The organism is Actinoplanes sp. NBRC 103695 (assembly GCF_030269485.1).
Classification (GTDB): domain Bacteria; phylum Actinomycetota; class Actinomycetes; order Mycobacteriales; family Micromonosporaceae; genus Actinoplanes.
The window spans coordinates 72648-93594 of sequence record NZ_BSTL01000036.1 but is presented as its reverse complement, the minus strand read 5'-3'; the positions used below and the strand labels follow the sequence as shown (position 1 = coordinate 93594).

Here is a 20947-nt window from a genome sequence, read left to right as displayed (position 1 = left end):
CGAACTCCAAATACCAAGCCCGCGGCCCGAACATCGACCGGCGCAGCTACCAGGCCACCGCCAGCATCGACGTCATCAGCCCCGACCCTTGACAGCCAACGTCCCGCCCTAACTGAACGGCGTTGGAACTAGGCCTCCCCGCCTCCGGCGTGATCCGTCCCGGTGACGTGGCGGTCCTGCCGGGGCGGGTTCGGGTCAACGCGCTGAAGGCGGCTCTGGGCGCAGACGCCACCACCCCGATCCTGTCGGTCACCGACACCGCCAAGGTGGTGACGGTGCAGGTTCGCGGCGGCGAGGCGGACACGGTCGGGTCAGCCGGCAAGGTTTCGGTGCTGCTGCCCGACGGCTCGTCGACCCCGGGCCGCGTGATCGACGTGGCCCGGCGGGCCACCGCCGGCGACGACACGTCGAACTCCTCGGGTCAGACCGACCAGGTCACCTTCTCCGCGGCCGTCGCGGTGACCGACCCGAAGAAGGTACGCGACTGGGAGTCGGCCCCGGTGCGCGTCGAGTTCGCCGCCCAGACCCGTAAGGGAGTCCTCGCGGTGCCCGTCGGCGCCCTGCTCGCCACCCGTGAAGGCGGCTACGCCCTGGAGTCCGAGGCCGGACAACTCATCCCGGTCACTGTCGGCCTGGTCGCCCGGGGCATGGTCGAGATCAGCGGGTCCGGCGTCGCCGAGGGCACCCCGGTGGTGACGGCCTCGTGAGTGCCGTCATGGAAGTCCGCGAGGTCGCCAAGGTCTATCCGGGCGGTGTCCACGCGCTGGACCGCGTCTCGCTGCGGGTGGAACCGGGGGAGTTCGTGGGCATCGTCGGGCCGTCCGGATCAGGGAAGTCCACGCTCCTGCACATCATGGGCACGCTCGAGCGGGCCACCGGCGGGACCGTGCTGCTCAGCGGGCATGACGTCGGCGACCTGCCGGATCGGCGGCTGTCGGCGGTGCGCGGTCGGCTGCTGGGCTTCGTCTTCCAGCAGTGTTACCTGACCGCGGGACTGACCGCGGTGGAGAACGTCTGCACCGGCCTGATGTACGCCGGGGTCGCCGCGTCGCGACGCCGGTCCCTGGCGCTGGCCGCCCTGGACCGGGTCGGGCTCGCCGCCCGGATCGGGCACCGGCCGCACGAGATGTCCGGCGGTGAACGCCAGCGAGTGGCCATCGCCCGGGCCCTCGTCCACGAACCGGCGCTGATCCTCGCCGACGAACCCACCGGTGCCCTCGACGGCGCGAACGGCGCCGGCGTGCTGGCGTTGCTGCGGCGCCTCAACGAGGAAGGAACGACCATCGCCGTGATCACGCATGACCGCGAGATCGCCGCCGAGCTGCCCCGGCGCGTCGAGGTCCGGGACGGCCGGATCGTCTCCGACGTCCGGCAGCCCGCGGGGTCGACGGCATGACACCACTTCCACGCACGGTGCGGCTTTCCCCGTGGGACCTCGGCCGGCTCGGGTTGCTCGGCATCCGTACGCGTCCGGGCCGAGTGGGTCTGTCGGCGTTCGGCATCGCGATCGGCATCGCCACCATGATCGCCGTGACTGCCATCCCGGCCTCCGGCCAACGGGCTCTGATGGATCAACTGTCCGCGCTCGGGACCAACCTGCTCCAGGCGTCACCGCAGGAGACGCCGCAGGGTGCCGTTCCGTTCCCGCCCGAATCGGTCGACATGGTCGCCCGTATCGGGCCCGTCTCGATCGCCAGCGCCGTGGCCAACACCCACACCAAGATCTCCCGCAGCGACCGCAACGGGGAGCAGGACTTCGCCGGCATAGCGGTCCTCGCCACCCGGCTCAACCTGCCCGAGGCCCTGCACCTCCGGTTGCGAGCCGGTCGTTTCCTGAACCAGGCGACTGCCGCTCTGCCCACCGTCGTCCTCGGTGCCGACGCCGCCATCCAGCTCGGATTCGACCACCTCACGGCCGACCCGCCGCCGCAGGTGTTCATCGGCGGCCGCTGGTTCACCGTGATCGGCATCCTCGAGCCGATCCCGCTGGCCCCCGACATCGACAGCACCGCCCTGGTGGGCTGGCCGGCGGCCGAGAGCCAGCTCGGGTTCGACGGGCAGCCGACGGTGATCTACACCCGGGCCGCCGAAGCGCAGATCGACGCGGTACGTGAGGTGATGGCCCGTACGATCAATCCCGCCGCACCGGGGTCGGTGACCGTCTCCCGGCCGTCGGACGCCCTGGCCGCCAAACGCGCTACCGAGAGCACCCTGTCCACCCTGTTTCTCGGCCTTGCCGCCGTAGCGCTTCTGGTGGGCGGTATCGGGGTGGCGAACACCATGGTGGTGGCCGTCCTCGAACGACGCCATGAGATCGGGCTGCGCCGGGCGCTGGGCGCCAGCCGCGGCCAGGTCCGCATCCAGTTCGTCATCGAATCGGTGGTGATGGCGTTCGCCGGCGGTGGCGCCGGGCTGCTGCTGGGCGTGGCCGCGACGATCGGATACGCCCGCTACCAGCACTGGCCCGTCGTAATCCCGCTGGCCTCAGCGGGAATCGGCCTCGGCGCCGCCGTGGTGATCGGCGCGGTGGCCGGCCTCTATCCGGCGGTCCGGGCGGCTCGCCTCAGCCCGACCGAGGCCCTGGCCGGATAGAACGACCGGTCCGCCGGCCGGAGCTTCACACGCTGCTTTCTCCCGATGAACGGGATGCGAGGAAGACAGGTGCCGGCTACCCAGCGGTCACCCCGCTCGTCGCCGCGATCTTCGCCCTTCAGCGCGTCGAGGAGCGGCGCACCTCAGGTTGAGAACCGCCCGGAGACTCGCCTGGCAGAGGCTTTGATCGTGGTGGACGTCCAGGTGGCGTTCGTGTCCGGGGCCGACGCGGTGCCGGCGGCAGAGCCTTTGACGGAAGCCGTCCGAGGGCTGGTTACGAGGGCGCGCGCGGGCGGGGCGCTTGTCGTCCACCTGCAAAACGATGGCCCGGCCGGGGCTGTCGACGAGCCAGGCACACCGGGTTGGGAGCTGTATCTACCGATCCAGGAGGGCCTCGACGAGGTGGTTGTCCGTAAGACCGAGTTGGGCAGGCTTCTTCGAGGACAACTCGGTCGTGCACACGGTCGAGGCGGAGTCTGCGCCCGGCCGACGCGTTGGTGGAGGAGATCCGGGAGCGGGGCCGTAAGGGTGGCCTGGCGGCGGCACGGGCGGCCGGCCGCAGCGCGTAGCCTGCTGCGGGCATGATCAGCGGCTGGCCTGGATCTTCATCCCGCCGCGCATCACGTTCCCGATGTGGTCGCCGACGAGCAGCGCGTGCGGCTGGCCGGGATCGATGGCGCTGACCTCATCGAGGCGGGCTAGCTGCGCGGTGGTGAGGTCCACCGTCAGGGCAGCCAGGTTGTCCTCCAGTTGTGCGGGGGTGCGGGCGCCGATAATGGGGGGCGGTCACGTCCGGGTTGTGCAGGAGCCAGGACAACCCGGCCTGCGCGGGGGTGCAGCCCTGCTCGGCGGCGACCTCCTTCAGGATGTCCACGACGTCGAGGTTGCGTTCGGTGACGGTGCCGAGCGCAGCGAAGTTGAACCCCTTGCGGGTGCCGTCGCCGGAGGCCACTCCGGCCACATCGGCGCGGCTGTATTTGCCGGTCAGCAGCCCGCCTGCCAGCGGGGAGTAGGGGATCACGGCCAGCCCCATCTCCCGGGCCATCGGGATCAGGTCACGTTCGCCCGTACGCTCGAGAAGGTTGTACTCGAGCTGCAGCGCGACCAGCGGTGACCAGCCCCGCAGGTCAGCGATCGTCTGCATACGCGAGATCTGCCAGGCGGGGGTGTTGGAGATCGCCACGTGCAGGACCTTGCCCTGCCGGACCAGATCGTCCAGGCCGCGCAGGATCTCCTCGACCGGCGTCGTGAAGTCCCACACGTGCAGGTAGAGCAAGTCCAGGTAGTCCGTGCCCAGCCGCTGCAGGCTCGTGTGCACCGAGGCGAGCAGGTTCTTGCGTGAGCCACCTGTGGAGTTCGGGTCGCCCGGCCGGCGCAGCGTCGAGTACTTCGTCGCCAGCACCAGGCTCTCCCGGCGGTCTCGGGCGAACTCACCCAGCAGGCTTTCCGCGCTGCCGTAGCCCACCGCGGTGTCGAGAAAGTTGCCACCGCGTTCGACGTAGCGGTCGAACAGCCGACGCGCATCATCCTTCTCGGCGCCCCAGCCCGTCTCGGTGCCGAAGGTCGCGGTGCCCAGCGCCAGCGGGGAGACCCGCAGACCGGAACGGCCCAGCAGGCGGTAGTTGTCGAGGGCGAACGACATCTTTGTTCTCCTGAAACTCGTGCGGTTGTCGGCAGAAGTCTGCGACCGCCACGAGCCGGGGATAAGGGAGAGAACTTCCTGGGAAAGCCGGTCCTACCCGCGCGCTAGCATCGACCTCGATGAGCGACACTCTTGATCCGGACCGCGAGCTGGGCGCGTTCCTGCGGACCCGGCGCGAACGCCTCGACCCGCACGACTTCGGGCTCCCGGAGCGCCGGCAGTCCCGCCGGACCCCGGGCCTGCGCCGCGAGGAAGTCGCCGAACTGGCCGGGATCAGCGTCGACTACGTCGTACGGCTGGAGCAGGGCCGCGGGCTGCACCCCTCCGTGAACGTGGTGGAGGCCCTGGCCCGGGCACTCCGGCTGGCTCCCGACGAGCGCACCTACTTCTTCGACCTGGCCCGTGCCCGTTCCCGCCGAGCCGGCGAGTCCGCCACCGCCGCCGCGGCACCGCTGGCCCGGCTGGTGGCCGACCTGTCGCCGCTGCCCGCCATGCTGATCAACCACCGCTTCGACATCCTTGCCTGGAATTCCGAGATGGCGCGCCTCCAACTCGACTTCGACACTCGGCTCCCGCCCTCCCGGCACAACTCGGCGTGGCTGTGCCTGATGCGCCCGGAGATGCGCGACTACTACCTCGACCGCGACCGCGTCGTCCGCGAAGGCGTCGCCCACGTGCGCGCCGCCTGGGCCGCGCACCCGCGGGACCGGGCGCTCGCCGACCTGATCGCCGAGTTCAGCACCGACGAGGACTTCGCGCGAGTGTGGGCCGAGGGCGACGTCAAATCGAACGGCCGCGGCAGCAAGACCATGCGGCACCCCGAGGTCGGCACGTTCTCGGTGCACTTCGAGACGCTCGCACCGCTCGGCGACCGGGACCAGCACCTGGTGATCGGCCGCCCCGCGGACGACGCGAGCCGGAGGGCGCTGGACAGGCTGTCCGCGACCACAGCCGCGTAGGTCCTGTCTTGCGGATCCTGTCCCTCGGGACAGCGCGCGGACCGGGGTCGCCAGATCCTTGCGGCGGAGCCGCTCGAGGCCGCCTGCGGGCGTGCTGTCCGTGTGCAGCCGTGCGCCGTCGCGGCACAGCGGCGGGGTGCGCTGGAAGCTCCGGGTGCGTCCTCATCGCCCCGGCCGCAGGGCGATAGTACTGCCGCAGCTTCCCTTTTTTGCCCCCAATCGACGATTAGTTCGGAAAGTTTAGTAATAAAAATCATATTACGAGGTCCACATGGGAGCGTTACCACCGCTGTCACCAGGTAGATCAGTCAACCCGGTCACGGAAGATCCGGAAAGGGCCTATTCCGGCTTCGTGTTAGCTTCAGTGCCGCCCGTCGACGGGCATCAATTGATACCCATTTGTAATGCAGACCTTTGGGGGCGACTTTATGTCGGAAGCCGATCAGTTTCTGCACCGCTCATCGTCCGAGATCCCCTATTTCAGCCGGGACGGTGAATCGTATCTCGCCGAAACGCCGTTGCGTGACCTCAAGAAGAGCAGGCCGCTTCGGGTGTTGTCCGAGGAGGACTTCGATTTCTGGCAGACGTACGGCTATGTCGTCGTCCGTCAGGCGGTGCCGGCCGAGGACGCGCGGCGGCTGCTGCGCTTCGCCTTCGAATTCCAGGGCTACGACCCTGATCGGCCGGCGAGCTGGTACCCCGAGCGGGAGTTCGCCGGCGACCTCGATCGGGACCTGCACATCCTCGGCTTCGTCGAGGCCTATCAGCACCAGTACCTCTGGGACAACCGGCAGGCACAGCGCGTGTACGACGCCTTCGTCGATGTCTGGGACACCGAACACCTGTGGGTCAGCCTGGACCGCCTCAACCTCAACCCGCCGAACGTCGGAAGCCGCTCCCGCGACCACATCCCGCCGACCGAGCGTGGTTTCGACATCAACCTGCACTGGGACGTGGACACCACGCTGTCCGTGCCGGCACAACGGGTGCAGGGCATCGTCGCGCTCACCGACACCCGTGACGAGCTGGGTGGCTTCCAGTGCGCGCCGGAACTTTTCCGGCAGTTCGAGGAGTGGCGGCTGCGTCAGCCGGCCGACCGGGACCCGTACCGGCCGAACGCCGACTACAGCGTGTTCCCGGTGATCCGCCCCCAGCTCGAGGCGGGCGACCTGCTGATCTTCAACGGCCTGGAGCCGCACGGGGTCGCCCCGAACACCTCGGCCGACCGGGTGCGCGCGGTGCAGTACCTCACGATGATGCCGGCGCTGCCGTCGCATGAGCGGCTCGTCCAGTCCCGGGTCCGGTCGTGGCGGGAGCTGACCACGCCGGACTGGAACGCCACCCTGGTCGGCGACCCGGTGCGGCACGAGTCGTTGCGCTACGGTTCGGCCGAGCTCACCGACCTGGGCCGGCGCCTGCTCGGCGTCGACGAATGGTGACCGCGGGCGTCCGGCGGGCCTGCCTGGCCCTGCCGACGCATCGTGAATGCGCCGCCACCATCACGGCCGTCGCCGCCGAGGCGGCCTACGGCGCCGCCACGTTCGGTGTCGAGATGACGCTGCTGATCCTGGACTCCTGCGACCCGGAGACCTACGCCGGACATGTGGCGGCCGTCCGGGACCTGCCCGAGATGCCCGGCGTCGCCGTGCTGCACCTCGACGAGCCGGCCCAATCCAGATTCCTGGACCGGGTGATCGCCGGCGCCGGGGTGGCCAAGCCCGAGCTGACCGCCGAGCTCATGCTGCCGGACCGGGTCTCCTACGGGGCGTGCACCAATCGGGCGTTCCTGATCGCGGCCGCCCTGGGTTGTGAGTCGGTGCACCGGCGCGACTCCGACGCGTCGTTCCAGCACCACGACGGCGCTCCGCTCTACCCGATCCACCATGAGCTGGCGGCGATCGGGCGGCCCGCGGCCGACGTGGCAGCCGAGACGACCGAGGTCGCTCTCGACCCGAGGCACCTGGACAAGCCGGTGGTGTCGGTGGGTGGCTCGTTCCTCGGCGACCTGTCGGTGGACATTCAGGAGATCCGCGATCGTGACCCGCGGGCGTACCACGAGATCGTCAGCCTGTGGGCGCCGCCGGGTGCCACCGAGCAGGAGAAGGCGGAGCTGGTCGCGGAGTCGTTCACCGGCGCTCCGGACGGTGAGTTCCGGGAGGACCGGTCCGTGCTCGCGCTGGTCGACCCGATGCGGGTCGACATGGCCAACATCAGTTATTTCCAGGTGCACGAGGATGTCCCGCTGCCACCTATGAATGACACGATCGGAAGCGACTACTTCCATATTCATCTGGTGCCCGAAAGCACCCTTCCCGGCGTCCTGCACAATCGGCACGTCGTCAACTTCCACACCCCGGACCGTAAGGCCGACGCCGCGTTCCTCGACTATCACCTGCGGCTGGTCAAGTTCTTTCTGTCCATGCTCTATCTGCATTTCGTGTACGCACGGATGCATGCGGCCGGAGAGCGTTTGCTGGACGAGCGGCACCGGGTCCGGGCGCCGATGCTGGCCGCGATGGTCCGGGAGAGTACCGGCCTCGACACCGCTCCGAACGTCCGGGTGCTGGACCAGCTCGAGCGCACCTACCGGCGGCTGGACGGGCGCTTCGCGCGGGTCGCCGACCGGCTCGCCGACGGGCGGGAGCTGCTGATCGTCCAGGCGCGGCAGGACATCGAGGACTTCGCGCTGCTGATCGAGGTGTGGGAGCCGCTGATCCGGTCGGCTCGGGCGTGCGGACCGGTGGGACTTCGTTGATGCCGGACAGTGTGCCCCTGCGGTCCGCCCTCGCCTCGGCGACGTCGGACGGCATCATCTACGACCTGACCGGGATCGTGCAGCGGCACGATGATCTGCTCCGGGAGTTACCCGGAGCCCGCGTCCGGTTCGCCGTCAAGGCCTGTCCGGTCGACGATGTGCTGAGCGCGCTGGGCGGGGCCGGGGCCGGGTTCGACGCGGCCGGGCCGTACGAGATCGCCCAGGCTCTGCGCACCGGCGTGCCGGTCGAGCGGGTCCACTACGGCAACACCGTCAAGTCCGATCGGGACATCGCCGAGGCGTACCGGATGGGGGTCCGCCTGTTCGCGACCGACAGCATCGCCGACGTACGCGCGATCGCCGCGCACGCGCCCGGCTCGCGGGTGTTCAGCAGGCTGGCCGTCAGCGGGTCGGGCGCACTCTGGCGACTCACCGGCAAGTTCGGTTGTTCCCCGGACGAGGCGGTGGAGGTTCTGGACACCGCCCGGTCGCTCGGGCTGGTCCCGGCCGGCCTCTCGCTGCACGTGGGCTCGCAGCAGATGACGGTGGCCGCGTGGCGGAACGCGTTCGACGTCGTCGCCGCCGCCCTGGCCGGCCTCGTCGCACGCGGTATCGACCTGGACCACGTCAACCTCGGCGGGGGCCTGCCCGCGCTCGGCTATCTCGACCGGAGCGGCCGGCCGCTGCGCCCTCCGCTCGACCTGATCCTCACCGCCATCCGCGACGGCATGGCTCGGCTTCGGACGGTGGCCCGCGGCCCGCTCGGCTTCGTCATCGAGCCCGGCCGGCACCTCGTCGCCGACCACGGCGCGATCCGGTCGCACGTCGTCCGGCTGACCGGACGTCAGGGTCGCGACGGCCGCCGGGAGCGCTGGCTCTACCTGAGCTGCGGACGGTTCAACGGGCTGTACGAGCTGGATCAGATCCAGTACCGGCTGGAGTTCCCGGGACATGCGGACGGCCACCGGGTTCCGGCAGTGGTCGCCGGGCCGACCTGCGACAGCGACGACGCGTTCGACCCCGGGTCACCCGTCCTGGTGCCGTCTGGCCTGCGCTCCGGTGACCCGGTGTGGATCCTGTCGGCCGGCGCCTACGCGGTGAGCTACACGACCGTCGGCTTCAACGGTTTCGCGCCCCTTCCGTACCACACGGTCGGCGCGCTGCCGAGGATGGCGCCGTGCTGACGGCAATCCGCCCGGTCCGCGCCGCCGACTGGCCGGCCGTCGTGTCCCTGGAGTCCGCGGCGTACCGGGATCTGGGCCTGTCCGAGGACCCTGGGCTCCTGCGCGGCCGGGCCGGCGCCGGAACTTCATTCGTGGTCGAGGCCCGGGGGCGGGTCGCCGGTTATCTGCTGGCTTTCCCCTTCCCGTACGGCCGGTCGCCCGACCTTGCTGCGGGTGGAACCGTCGTGTCCGGCACGGGCGGCCTTCATCTGCACGACCTCGTGATCGCAGCGGAACACCGCGGCGGCGGTCTGGGCAGCCTCCTGCTCGCCCACCTGCTCGACATGGCCCACGACGGCCCGTACCGCCGGATCTCGCTCGTCTCGATCGCCCGCAGCCGAACCTTCTGGGCCGGTCACGGCTTCCGTCCCCGGCCGGAGGTCGTGGTGCCGGACGGCTACGGACACGGCGCCGTCTACATGTCCCGCCCCCTCTGAGCAAGGAACAACCCATGGTCCAGTCCCTGTCCTTCCGCCGCTCCCAGGTGGCGATCGGCGCCCTGTTCTGCTTCCTCGGCTTCCAGTACGGCACCTGGGTCTCGCGCATCCCGGCGCTGAAGACCCATCTGGACCTCAGCACGGGTGAGGTGGGCCTGCTGCTGCTCGCCCCCGGCATCGGCGCGACCATCTCCTTCCCGCTGGTCTCCCGCCTGATGAAAGGACTCGGGTCGCGGCGCCTGTCGTTCGTCTCGGCGTTCGGACTGCTGGTGGTGCTCGGCGCGCTGGCGTTCGTGCCGAACCTGCCGGTCGCGCTCGCCGTGCTCTTCGTCGACGGCCTTCTGATCGCCTGCCTCAACGTGGCGATGAACGCCCAGGGCGCCGCCCTGGAGGTCACGCACGAACGCAACACCATGGCCCTGCTGCACGCCGTGTTCAGCGGCGGCACCTTCACCGCCGCACTGATCGCATCCCTGGTGACTACGTTCACCACGGCGTTGCCGGTCCACTTCGCGGTAGCCGCCGCGCTGCTGCTCACGATGCTGGTGGTCGCCGGAACCGGGACGATCACCACGGACGCACCGGCCGAGGAGCCCGTGCGCACGAAGCGACGCTGGTCGCTGTCGTCCCTGGCGGTGCTGTGGTTGTGCGTGGCGATGGTGTTCGCCGAGCTGGCCGAGGGCGCCATGAACGACTGGTCGGCACTCTACCTGCGGGACGTCGCGCACGCCGGCACAGAGCTCACGCCCCTGGGCATCGCCACCGTGTCCGGCACGATGGTGCTGGCCCGGCTCTTCGCCGACCGGTGGCGGGCCCGCTGGGGTGACAAGCCGGTGGTGCTGGCGGGCACGACCCTGGCCGCCGCCGGTCTGGGGGCCGCTCTGCTGCTCGGCGGCTGGCTACCAGCGCTGATCGGCTTCGCCTGCGTGGGGCTGGGAATGGCGGCCGTCGCCCCCGTCATCTACGTCGCCGCGGCCAAGCATGGCCCGGAGGCGCTCGCACTGGTCGCCGCGACGGGTACGGCGGGTCTCCTGGTCGGACCACCGGTGATCGGCCTTGTCGCGCAGGCCACCGATCTGGTCTGGGGAATGGCCGTGGTGGTTGCCGCGATCGTGCTGATCGCGCTGGCCATGACCAGGATCCGGGTGGACGCGCCGGACGAGGACTCGCCCGAGCCGTCGCCGGAGCGGGTGGGCTGACAGCGCGCCAGGAACTGGCTGGTGGCCTGCCGTGACGAGGCGGTGACCGGTGTCCGGAGCTCGAACTCGTGAATGGCCCGGACGTCGAATGGTGGTGCTCCTGGTCGCCCCGGACTCAACCGCGAGCGGCAGGAAGGGCCGACGGTTCCGGAACCGATATGAGCCCATTTCAGGTTGTCCGCGGCGCCTGCGGCCGGGTATCGTTCGGTATCGATTCGACGGGGACGGCCCACGAGCGGGCCGATTCGGCACTTTCGCGCAGCTGTGAACGCTCCGCGACCCGCCGCGTCAGTGCGCACGCCGCCCTGACACTCGCAGCGGTTCGTGATGGCCGATCGAGGAGAGGACACACCGGGGGCTAAAGGTCTGGACGTTTCGCGCCGTCACGTCGTCATTCTTCACAGTTTGCAGATGGTCCTGCACGGCCCAGTCGTGCAGGACCATGCTTCGTGCCGTCCGACAGGGGTTCCCACCGATGGTGAAATGGCTTCGGCAAAGTGTGGAAGCGCAATTCTTCGCCGAGCTCTTCCGAGCCAACCGGCCGCTCGCCATCGCCTGGTACGGCCTCATCCTGCTCCGGGGCCTGATCCCGGCCGCGATCGCCGTCTCGGTCGGTCTGCTGATCGTCCGGGTGCAGAAGGATGCCCCGATCGGCGGGACGCTCGCGGTGGTCGCTGTGCTGTTCGTGGTCAGTCAGATCCTGCCGCCGCTGCACGCGCAGATCGGCTCCAGCCTGGGCAGTCAGATATCGGCCTGGCTGGACGACCAGTTGCTGTTGTCCACGACCACCCCGGCCGGACTGGGGCACCTGGAGTCCTCCGAGCTGACCGACGACCTGACCCTGGCTCGTGACTTCGACCTGGGGTTGACCGGCCCGCCGGTGTCGCTGGCCATGGGGTTCATCGGGGCCGGGCTGGTCGATCTCGCGATCGGGCTGGCGCAGGTCATCGTGCTGGGTGCCTACCACTGGTGGCTGGCGGTGCTGGTCGGCGGAGCTTGGGTGGCGACGCACTGGATACTTCGGACGGCGACGGTGTGGGACCGGCTGACCGGCGAGCTGGCCGAGGCGCAGCGGCAGGCGGAGTACTCGTACCGGCTCGCCATGGACTCCCCGGCGGCCAAGGAGGTTCGGCTTTTCGGGTTGTCCGGCTGGATCGTGGAGCGTTTCGCCCAGGCGCGGCGCCGGCTGGTCGAGGTTCGCTGGCGTACGACGAAACTGCCCGTGCACCGGATCGCGTTGACCGTCGTCCTGCTCGTCGGGGTCAACGGGTTCGCCTTCTGGTGGCTGGCCCGGGACGCGGGCACCGGCGCGATCGGCGTGGGCGCGGCGATCACCTTCGCGCAGGCCGCGGTTGGCGCCGGAGCCCTCGGGTTCGGCGGACTGAGCTGGGCGTTGCCGCATACGGCGCACGGTATCGCGACCGTACGCCGGCTGCGGGAGCCGATGCAGGCGGCCGGAGCCCTGGCCACCACCGGGAAGCGTCCGGCCGAGGCCCTGCCGGCGCGGGAGATCCGGTTCCGGGACGTGCGATTCGCCTATGCGGGTGGACGCCCGCCGGTGCTCGACGGCCTGGACCTGTCCATCCCGGCCGGTTCCTCGCTGGCCATCGTCGGAGTCAACGGCGCCGGGAAGACCACGCTGGTCAAGCTGCTGTCCCGGCTGTACGACCCGGATGGCGGCGGCATCGAGATCGACGGTGTCGACCTGCGCGAGTTCGACATCGCCTCGTGGCGCAGCCGGGTGACCGCGGTGTTCCAGGACTACAACAAGTACGACCTGTCGCTGCGCGAGAACGTGGCACCGTTGGGCAGCGCGACAGACGACGAGATCCGGGCGGCGCTCGCCGAGGCAGGCGCCACCGGCTTCGCCGAGCTCGACACCGTCCTGTCGTCGGCGTACGAGGGCGGCAAGGATCCCTCCGGCGGCCAGTGGCAGCGCGTCGCGCTGGCCCGTGTGCTCTGCTCCGTACGCCAGGGTGCCGGTCTTGTCATCCTCGATGAGCCCACCGCCCAGCTGGACGTCCGCGGCGAGGCCGAGATCTTCGGCCGGCTCCTCGCGGCCACCCGCGGCACCACCACCGTGCTGATCTCGCACCGGTTCTCGACGGTGCGGCATGCCGACCGGATCGCCGTGCTCGAGCACGGGCGGGTCGTCGAGTTCGGCACGCACGACGAGTTGTATGCGGCCGGTGGCCGGTACGCGCGGATGTACGACGTCCAGGCCGCCCGCTTCGGAGAGGACGACAGCAATGACAACAACGACAGCGTCTTCGCCTGAGCTGCCACCGTCATTGACCGCGCTGTGGCGGTCGCTACGGATGGGATTCCGCGCCGAGCCGCTGCTGCTGCTCGCCGGTGCCGCGACAACCCTGGCCGCAGCCGTGCCGGACGCCCTGTTCGCGTGGGGTTTCAAACTGTTCAGCGAGGCGGTCGTCCGCGCCGACCAGCCAGGGACTTTGAAGGCGGCGTTGCTGCTGGGCGGGCTGGCCGCGGGCGGATGGCTACTCACCAACGCGTCGGAGCGGACCAACCTGCGGCTGGCCGAGCGGGCTGCCGTACACATCGAGTCGTATGTCGCCCGGCTCCAGTCGACCGTGACGACCATCGAGCACCACGAGCGGACCGATCATCTCGACCTGCTCGAAGTGTTGCGCGACCACGCCGGGACGCTCAGCCAGCTGTACCGGTCGCTGTTCGCCACGTCGGGCGCGGTGCTGCGGCTGGTGCTGACCGTCGGCCTGCTGATGACGGTTCACCCGGCGCTCGCCGTCCTGCTGGTCTTCGCCGCGCCGACGTTGCTGGTGGCGATGCGCCGGGCGGCGATCGAGAAGCGGATCGAGGAGAACGGCGCCCAGGACCGGCGGCGCGCCCGGCACTGGTTCGTCCTGGGGTCCAGCGCCGGACCCGGCAAGGAGGTGCGGATAGCCGGGCTGCAGGAGCGACTGCGCGCCGACCGGCGGCGATCGTGGGACCGGTCGTACCACGCGCTCAACCGGGCGCAGTGGATCACCACGGCGTGGCAGTGCACGGTCTGGTGCGTTTTCGGGGCGGCGCTCGCGGCAGCGGTGTCCTGGGTGGCGTACCAGCAGGGGACACCCGCCGAGCGAGCCGGCGCGGTGGCCCTGGTGCTGACCGCGGCCGGCCGGTTGTCGCTGTTCATCGGGCAGACGATGAGCGAGACGTACTTCCTGCGCGGCATCTGGCTGGACGCGTCGCGGCGGCTGACCTGGTTGGAGAACTTCGCCGCGGCGCACCGGTCCGACGCCGACCGCCCTGTTCCGGAGCGGCTGGCCACCGGTATCACGTTCGAGAACGTGTCGTTCCACTACCCGAAATCGAACCGGATGATCCTCGAGGACATCAACCTCACCCTGCCGGCCGGACAGGTGGTCGCGATCGTCGGCGAGAACGGCGCCGGGAAGACCACGTTGATCAAGTTGCTGTGCCGCTTCTACGACCCGACCGGCGGGCAGATCCTGATCGACGGCGAGCGGCTCGACCGGCTGCCACCGGACGACTGGCGGGCCCGGATGTCCGGCACCTTCCAGGACTTCCAGCGCTTCGAGTTCTCCGCGGCGCAGACCATCGGGCTCGGCGACCTGGCCCGGATCGACGATTCGGCGGCGGTGGAGGCGGCGGTCGAGCGGGCCGGCGCCGGCGAGATGCTGAGCAAGCTGCCCGCGGGGCTGGACACCCAACTGGGCGTGTCATGGCGGGACGGCGTCGAGATCTCGTTCGGGCAGTGGCAGCGGCTGGCGCTGTCGCGCGGCTTCATGCGCGACGACCCGCTGGTGCTGGTGCTCGACGAACCGGCGGCGGCCCTGGACGCCGAGACCGAACATCAGCTTTTCGAGCGGTACGCGGCGGCGGCCCGGCAGCCGTACGGCGGTCACGGTGGCCGCATCACCTTGCTGGTCTCGCACCGGTTCTCCACGGTTCGGATGGCCGACCTGATCGTCGTGCTGGACGGGTCCCGGGTGGTCGAGGTCGGCTCGCACGCCGAGCTGATGGCGGCCGAAGGCAAGTACGCCGAGCTCTACGGCATCCAGAAGGCGGCCTACCGCTGAGGCGGCCGGCGACGAAAGGACAGCTCATGCCATTCACCCCGAACGCCACCGGCGCGAACCTGCGCAGCTTCGCCGACGTCGACAGCTCGGACAACCCGGAGGCGCTGTTCCGGTCACTTGAAGTGGGACGCGCGACCAGCGGCATGCTCCAGGCCGAGGCGGAGGTAATGCGCCGGCTCCGGCTGGACACCGCGCAGCGCGTCGTCGACCTCGGCTGCGGGCCCGGCACCGACGCCCGGGCGATCGCCGACGCCATGCCGTCCAGCGGAACCGTGGTCGGCGTCGATCTCAGTCGCCTCATGGTGGACGAGGCCCGCCGCCGGGCCGGCACGGCGGACGGCCGGATCGAGTTCCTGGTCGGGTCGGCCACCGATGTGCCGCTGGAGAGTGGGGCGTTCGACCGGTGCCACGCACAGGCGATCATGCAGCACGTGCCGGACGCCCGCGGCGTGATCGCCGAGATGGCCCGGCTGCTGCGGCCGGGTGGCCGAGCCGTAACCCTCGAGTTCGACCTGGGCAGCACGATCATCGACCACCCCGACCGGGCGACCACGAGGCTGATCCTGGACAGCATCACCGATGCGGCGCTTGACGGCTGGATCGGCCGTCAGTTGCCACGCCTTCTGCGCGAGGCCGGTTTCGTCGAGATCGAGACCGCACCGCAGATGGTTTTCAACGAGTTCGAGTTCTTCATGTTCACCATGCGTCGACCGGTGGCCCAGCTGGTCAAGGACGGCGTGGTCACCGGGCGGCTGGCGGTCCGCTGGATGGGCGAGCTGGAGAGGATGCACCGCGAAGGCCACTTCCTGGCCGGCTCCCTGGCCTTTGTTGTCTCCGCGGTGCGTGGGAACGGCTAGAGACCCTTCGAGGTTGAGGTCTGGTCAGGCCGTGCTGCCGGGTGTGCAAGGTGCCCGGGCGCCTGCTGCACCCTGGTTGCCGCCGCTCGCGCCCGCTGCGGGGTTGGGGCGGGGTGTCCGCTCACCCTGGTTGCCGCCGCTCGCGCCCGGGGCGGGGTGTCCGCTCACCCTGGTTGCCGCCGCTCGTGCCCGGTGCGGGGTCGGGGCGGGGGTGCCTGCTCGCCCTGGTTGCCGTTGCTTGCGCCCGGTGCGGGGTCGGGGCGGCTTGCCAGGCGCCCGGGTGCCTGCTCACCGTTGCTGCGGCCGGTCGCGGCCGTGGCCGGGCGCGGTTGGTGGCCGGTCGCGGCCGTGGCCGGGCGCGGTTGGTGGTAGGAGCGGACGTGGGTGGTAGACCAGGCAGGCGGTGGTGGGCCAGGGCGGTATTTCGGCGTGGATGCCGCGCTGGGCTACCACGGTCCGCGCGCGTGGTAGCTCAGAGCGGTCAGCGGTCTCGGATAGCGCCTGGTCCTACCACCGGCCGCGCGAGACCGGTCGGCCAGAGCGGTCGTGGCGGGCCGTCCAGGCCGGATGCCGCCTTCGGCTACCACTCTCGTGCCCGGCTACCACCGCAGGCTACGGCTACCACCCTCGTGCCCGGCTACCACCGCAGGCTACGGCTACCACTCTGGTGCCCGGCTACCACTGACCGTGCCCGGGCAGAGCCGCGAGCGGCGGCAGCGACGGTGAGCAGGCACCCGGGCGCCTGGCAGACCAAGCGAAAGCCCACGCCCGGCGAGAGCGCCGGCAGCAAGCGCATGCACCGAGGAGCCCTGGCAACCCGAAGAGTCCCGGCAACCCGAAGAGTCCCGGCAACGTGAGGAGTCCCGGCAAGGCGAGCCGGACCTCCACCGCGAAGAGTCTCTAGTCTAGTCGGTCTCAAATCCCCTGCCGGGGACGTCGCCGGCGGCGTGAAACGGCGGGGTTGCTCGTCCCACCCGCTCAAACACACCGGCCTGGTCCGGGCTTTGACCGGCCGACCGGTCCACCACCGGGCCGGGACACCGCCATGCCGGACCGACGGGAATCGCCGTTCGTCGTCCGACCGGTCATAGCGGCGGGTAGGACTCGTTGACCCGGAAGAGTGCGAGGAGGAGGTCGGCCGCGGGGGACCGCGGCCGCACCAGCTCGGCGTCGGGTACGTCGAGGATCCGCACGGTCACCTGCGGCGCTATGTCGCACCAGGCCGTCAGCTCGGGGCCGGCCCGATCCAGGTCGGAGCCGGCGACGACGGTGATCCGGGTGTGGCCGGTCTCGTGCGGGATCGGCGCCGGGCCGCCGACGCCCAGCACCACCAGATGGTCGGCGTCGGCAGCCAGACCGGCGGCCGCGTCGCCGGCGGTGACGACCACGACTGTCGGCGTCAGCACGGGCAGGGCGGCCAGCTGGGGCGCGATGCCGGCGGGATTGTCGAGCAGGTGGACCTCCAGGCGCGGACCCGCCGGTGCGAGCCAGGTGCGGAAGGCGGAGCGCGCGCCGTGACCGCCGGTGAGGATCATGCGTACGGTCGGCGCGGTGGTCGCCGGGACCGGTCGCAGCCGCATCATGTCAGGGGCTCCAATCCGTACGACACAGAGACGTGGTTGCCGCCGTGCCGGCCGACCGCGGCGTTGATCGGCCCGAACCGGGCGAGCACCCCGGACAGTGACCGCGTCGGCGACCAGGCGCCCGGTGCGAGCACCCCGGATTTCTCCATCAGCCGGATCAGGTGCGGGTCGAAGGCGACCCAGCGCCCGTCGACCAGGAACTCGGTCCACGTGTGCAGGCCGGCGAACGGCGGGACCAACAGCAGCCCGAACGACGAGCGGGCGGGTACGCCGAGCTGCCCGGCCCGGCGGAGCAGCACCGCGGTGGCGAGCAGGCAGTTCGCCACGCCGGTCCGGTCGAAGAACGCCAGATCACGGCAGAGGATCTGCGGCAGGTGCAGGTATTCAGCGTGGTCCAGCGCGGTCAGGACGTCGCGTACGGCAGGCGGTGCCTCCGACGTGTGCCCGGACGTCCGTACCTCGAAGGTGTCCTTCCCGGTCAGCCGCATCTCGCTGCCGGACAACGGTGCCGGCTCGGGCCCGTCGTCGAACAGCAGCTCGAAGTCGCAGTCGCCCCGGTGCCCGGACACCAGGCAGCGGGGCTTGGCGGTGACCCGGTACGCGGCTCCCGCGCCCGCCGCCAGCCGGTCGAGGACGCGGCGGAGGCCGACCTGCGCGAGATACCACACGGATCGTCGGCGCAGGGCGGCCGACAGGTTCAGCAGGTCCCGGTCGTCGTAGCGGGCGCGACCGGGTCCGCCGACCCGGGGGAGGCCCGCCGTCTCGGCCGCGGCAAGCACGTCGGCCGGCAGATTGTGCACCGAGCGCGCGTGCGCGGCGGTGCTGGAGAAGGCCCGGTACCGGTCCGGGATGACGTGCAGCGCACGGACGGCGCCGGATGTCGCCAGGGTGACAGTCATCGGGCCACCACTCCCGCCAGCACCGGCCGGTCGACCTTCCCGTTGACGTTGAGCGGCAGTTCGTCGACCGGATGGAAGCGTTGCGGCACCATGTATTCGGGAAGCCGTGCGGCCAGCAGCGCGGGCAGCCGATCGGCCAGGGCCGGGTCGCCGCGGTAGGCCGCGATGAGCACGGTCTCGCCGTCCTCGTCGGTGGTGACGACCGCGCAGTCGGCCACCGCGTCGATCCCCCGCAGGGCGTGCTCCACCTCGAGCAGCTCGACGCGATAGCCGCGCACCTTCACCTGGTGGTCGATCCGTCCCAGGTAGCGCAGGCCACCGTCGGGCGTCCGGCTCACTCGATCGCCGGTCCGGTAGAACCGCCGCCCGGCGAGGTCCAGGAAGCGGCTCCCGTCGTCGGCCGCGGTGAGGTAGCCGGGCGTGGTCTGCGGTCCGGTCACGCACAGCTCGCCGTCGTCGAGCACGTGGTCCAGTCCGGGGTGCAGCGCGCCGATCGGTACGACGCCGTTCGGTTCCGGCGCGGCGGCCGGATCCCAGCGGTGCACGGTGCAGGCGATGGTCAGCTCGGTCGGCCCGTAGAGATTATCTACAGTGGACCTTGGTGCGGCGCCGTGCCACGCCAGGGCGTCCTCGTGGGTCAGCGCCTCTCCGCAGAACAGGCTGCGCTTGAGCGTCGACAGCGACGCCGGCCGCAGTTCGCCGATTCGACGCAGCAGCCGGATCGTGCTCGGCACCGAGAACCAGGTGGTGACGCCGTTCCGCTCCACGAACGCGGCCAGCCGTACCAGTCCGCGCGGCGGGAGCACCGCGAGCCCGGCGCCGACCGGCCACGCCATGAACGGCCCGAACATGAACAGGTCGAACGTCGGGTCGAAGGTCTGCACCAGCACGTCGGAGGCCTCGATGCGATGGTGCTGTTGCGCGCTCGCCAGGAAGTGCGCCAGGTTGCCGTGGGTGATCGGCACACCCTTCGGGCGGCCGGTGGAGCCCGAGGTGAACATGATGTAGGCCAGGTCGCGGGCCGTAACGGCCCGGGGCGCGCGGGGCGGTCCGCCGCTCGGGTCGGCGAGGCGCAAGCTCTGGCGAGGCGATCCTGGTACGCCCGGCAGCAGCTGTTCGCCCGGCCCGTCCACGATGACCGTTTCCGCACCGGCCGCCCGCAGCATCTCCGCGGTGCGCTCCGGCGGGAAAGCCGGGTTCAGCGGCACGGCCACCGCACCGGCGTACATCGCGGCGAGCACACCGAGATGGGCGACACCGCTGTCCTGGGCGAACACGCCGACCCGCTGCCCGGGGGCGAGTGATGCGGCCGTGCGGGCGGCGGTTCCGACCAGGTCGGCGTACGTGATGGTCGTTTCTCCGACGACCAGGGCGGGCCTCGCGGGCGACTCCCGGGCGACCCGGTGGATGCGGTCGAGAAGGTCGCTCATCGCTGGTCCGCCAGCAGTTCGCCGAGGGTGGCCCACATCGAGCCCGGGGTACTGAACTGGGTGCCGGTCAGCAACGAATCGGGGATGTTCACGCCGAACGTCTCCTCGAGCTCCAGGATCAGGATCAGGGTCGCGAACGAGTCGACGCCCAGGACCGGCCACGCCTGGTCCGGATCGATCGGCTCGTCCGGGGCGACGAACCGGCAGTGCCGCCGCAGCAGGTCCTCGAACGCCGGCGGCCAGGTCATGCCGCGGCCTTCCGCAACGCGTCCAGGCGCCGGAAACCGCGGACGGCGTCGGCCACCGGCACGCCGAAGTCGATCAGACAGGCGATCTCGTCGACGTCGGCATCGGCGATCCGCCGGACGACCGCCAGCGCGTCGGCGACCGAGCCGAAGAGGCCGTCCCTGCGCAGGTAACGCTCGTACGCCCGCTCGGAGACGGCCCGGGCGCGGCTCTCGCTCAGCGTCGTCTGCCGCCGGGTACCGTCCGGGGCGTTCACCGAGCCCACGTTGAGGTCGAGCGAGCTGGCCAGGTAGCGGTAGAGCGGCTCGCGGACCACCTGCTCGGCGCTGTCCAGGTCGGTGTCCAGGTAGGTGTGCATCATCAGCGTGACGTGCCCGCGGCCCGGCTGCCCGGAGGAGGCGTACGCACTGCGGTAGCGGGTGATCTTCGCGGCCAGGTCCTCGACGCTCTGGGTGAGCAGGTGGGTCAGCACACCGACGCCGGACTTGCCGGCCGCCTCGAACGTGTCCGCCGCGCCACTGCTGGTCAGCCACATCGGCAGCGTGGCCTGCACCGGCGGCGGGAAGACCCGGTACTGCTCGCCGGGTGCCGCGTCCGAGCCGCCGTACGGCTCGCCCGCCCACAACCGGCGCAGCTCTCCGATGAGGTCGACGGTGCGCTGCTTGCGGTCCTGGTACGCCTCCGGCCTCAGCACGAAGTCGCGCGGGTGCCAGCCGGAGGCCAGCGAGATCCCGGCCCGGCCGTGGGAGACGTTGTCCACCACCGACCACTCTTCGGCGATCCGCAGCGGATGGTGCAGCGGTGCCACCACGCTGCCTGCCCGGATGCCGACGCGGCTGGTGACCGCCGCGACTGCGGCGGCTGTGATCGCCGGGTTGGGGAAGATGCCTCCGAACGGGTGGAAGTGCCGCTCCGGCGTCCACACCCCGGCGAAGCCGTGCTCGTCGGCGAACCGCGCGCCGTCCAGCAGGAGCCGGTAGCGATCGTGGTCGGCTGCGCCGTCGTCGGCGAAGTAGAAGAAACTGAGTTCCACCGTGATCTTCCTTCGTGTGCTGGCC

20 protein-coding genes are annotated in these 20947 nt (G+C 70.8%); 13 read left to right on the top strand and 7 right to left on the bottom strand.

The window, feature by feature from the left end; all coding sequences use genetic code 11:
* Nucleotides 1-122 precede the first annotated feature (122 nt).
* Genes QSK31_RS41905 through QSK31_RS48985 form a run of 4 tightly spaced genes read left to right on the top strand, consistent with a single transcriptional unit; the run spans nt 123 to nt 3177 of the window.
* Complete coding sequence (locus tag QSK31_RS41905) at nt 123-707, top strand: efflux RND transporter periplasmic adaptor subunit (RefSeq protein ID WP_285690469.1); 585 nt, start codon at nt 123-125, stop codon at nt 705-707.
* Nucleotides 708-715: 8 nt separating this feature from the next.
* Nucleotides 716-1396 (top strand): ABC transporter ATP-binding protein, encoded by a 681-nt coding sequence (locus QSK31_RS41900; protein ID WP_285690468.1) that lies wholly within the window; start codon nt 716-718, stop codon nt 1394-1396.
* Complete coding sequence (locus QSK31_RS41895) at nt 1393-2592, top strand: ABC transporter permease (RefSeq protein WP_285690467.1); 1200 nt, start codon at nt 1393-1395, stop codon at nt 2590-2592. The genes QSK31_RS41900 and QSK31_RS41895 overlap by 4 nt, the downstream gene beginning before the upstream one ends.
* A gap of 45 nt (nt 2593-2637) precedes the next feature.
* Complete coding sequence (locus QSK31_RS48985) at nt 2638-3177, top strand: isochorismatase family protein (protein WP_352244549.1); 540 nt, start codon at nt 2638-2640, stop codon at nt 3175-3177.
* On the opposite strand, the gene QSK31_RS41890 is transcribed toward QSK31_RS48985, so the two are convergent.
* Together QSK31_RS41890 and QSK31_RS41885 are read right to left on the bottom strand one after the other, a co-directional pair.
* Nucleotides 3178-3315: a hypothetical protein gene (locus QSK31_RS41890; RefSeq protein WP_285690465.1), complete on the bottom strand. Its 138-nt coding sequence runs from the start codon at nt 3313-3315 to the stop codon at nt 3178-3180.
* Complete coding sequence (locus QSK31_RS41885) at nt 3278-4234, bottom strand: aldo/keto reductase (RefSeq protein WP_285690464.1); 957 nt, start codon at nt 4232-4234, stop codon at nt 3278-3280. The genes QSK31_RS41890 and QSK31_RS41885 overlap by 38 nt, the downstream gene beginning before the upstream one ends.
* A gap of 119 nt (nt 4235-4353) precedes the next feature.
* Between QSK31_RS41885 and QSK31_RS41880 the strand changes: the two genes are divergently transcribed.
* The 9 genes from QSK31_RS41880 (at nt 4354) to QSK31_RS41840 (ending at nt 15731) form a co-directional block, all read left to right on the top strand.
* Nucleotides 4354-5193: a helix-turn-helix transcriptional regulator gene (locus QSK31_RS41880; protein WP_285690463.1), complete on the top strand. Its 840-nt coding sequence runs from the start codon at nt 4354-4356 to the stop codon at nt 5191-5193.
* Nucleotides 5194-5621: 428 nt separating this feature from the next.
* Nucleotides 5622-6632, top strand: a complete 1011-nt coding sequence (locus tag QSK31_RS41875) for a phytanoyl-CoA dioxygenase family protein (RefSeq protein ID WP_285690462.1) — start codon at nt 5622-5624, stop codon at nt 6630-6632.
* The gene (locus tag QSK31_RS41870; RefSeq protein WP_285690461.1) at nt 6626-7948 is read left to right on the top strand and encodes a DUF6271 family protein; all 1323 of its coding nucleotides are present in this window, start codon (nt 6626-6628) and stop codon (nt 7946-7948) included. The genes QSK31_RS41875 and QSK31_RS41870 overlap by 7 nt, the downstream gene beginning before the upstream one ends.
* Nucleotides 7948-9132 (top strand): type III PLP-dependent enzyme domain-containing protein, encoded by a 1185-nt coding sequence (locus QSK31_RS41865; protein ID WP_285690460.1) that lies wholly within the window; start codon nt 7948-7950, stop codon nt 9130-9132. Before QSK31_RS41870 ends, QSK31_RS41865 begins: the two co-directional genes overlap by 1 nt.
* Nucleotides 9126-9608, top strand: a complete 483-nt coding sequence (locus QSK31_RS41860; protein WP_285690459.1) for a GNAT family N-acetyltransferase — start codon at nt 9126-9128, stop codon at nt 9606-9608. Before QSK31_RS41865 ends, QSK31_RS41860 begins: the two co-directional genes overlap by 7 nt.
* Nucleotides 9609-9622: 14 nt before the next feature.
* Nucleotides 9623-10807: an MFS transporter gene (locus tag QSK31_RS41855; RefSeq protein WP_285690457.1), complete on the top strand. Its 1185-nt coding sequence runs from the start codon at nt 9623-9625 to the stop codon at nt 10805-10807.
* Nucleotides 10808-11282: 475 nt separating this feature from the next.
* Entirely contained in the window at nt 11283-13085 is a 1803-nt protein-coding gene (locus QSK31_RS41850; RefSeq protein WP_285690456.1) for an ABC transporter ATP-binding protein, read from the top strand.
* The gene (locus tag QSK31_RS41845) at nt 13057-14874 is read left to right on the top strand and encodes an ABC transporter ATP-binding protein (RefSeq protein ID WP_285690455.1); all 1818 of its coding nucleotides are present in this window, start codon (nt 13057-13059) and stop codon (nt 14872-14874) included. Before QSK31_RS41850 ends, QSK31_RS41845 begins: the two co-directional genes overlap by 29 nt.
* A gap of 26 nt (nt 14875-14900) precedes the next feature.
* Nucleotides 14901-15731 (top strand): methyltransferase domain-containing protein, encoded by an 831-nt coding sequence (locus QSK31_RS41840; protein ID WP_285690454.1) that lies wholly within the window; start codon nt 14901-14903, stop codon nt 15729-15731.
* Nucleotides 15732-16816: 1085 nt separating this feature from the next.
* On the opposite strand, the gene QSK31_RS41835 is transcribed toward QSK31_RS41840, so the two are convergent.
* From QSK31_RS41835 to QSK31_RS41815, 5 genes are read right to left on the bottom strand one after another with little or no spacing between them, the layout of a single operon-like run.
* On the bottom strand, nt 16817-17314 hold the full coding sequence (locus tag QSK31_RS41835) for a hypothetical protein (RefSeq protein ID WP_285690453.1): 498 nt from the start codon (nt 17312-17314) through the stop codon (nt 16817-16819).
* Entirely contained in the window at nt 17311-18213 is a 903-nt protein-coding gene (locus tag QSK31_RS41830) for a transglutaminase-like domain-containing protein (RefSeq protein WP_285690452.1), read from the bottom strand. The genes QSK31_RS41835 and QSK31_RS41830 overlap by 4 nt, the downstream gene beginning before the upstream one ends.
* A complete protein-coding gene (locus QSK31_RS41825; RefSeq protein WP_285690450.1) occupies nt 18210-19643 on the bottom strand; it encodes an AMP-binding protein in 1434 nt (477 codons plus the stop codon). Before QSK31_RS41825 ends, QSK31_RS41830 begins: the two co-directional genes overlap by 4 nt.
* Nucleotides 19640-19891, bottom strand: a complete 252-nt coding sequence (locus QSK31_RS41820; protein WP_285690449.1) for a phosphopantetheine-binding protein — start codon at nt 19889-19891, stop codon at nt 19640-19642. The genes QSK31_RS41825 and QSK31_RS41820 overlap by 4 nt, the downstream gene beginning before the upstream one ends.
* Nucleotides 19888-20922, bottom strand: coding sequence for a MupA/Atu3671 family FMN-dependent luciferase-like monooxygenase (locus tag QSK31_RS41815; protein WP_285690448.1), 1035 nt, complete (start codon nt 20920-20922; stop codon nt 19888-19890). Before QSK31_RS41815 ends, QSK31_RS41820 begins: the two co-directional genes overlap by 4 nt.
* Nucleotides 20923-20947: the final 25 nt, after the last annotated feature.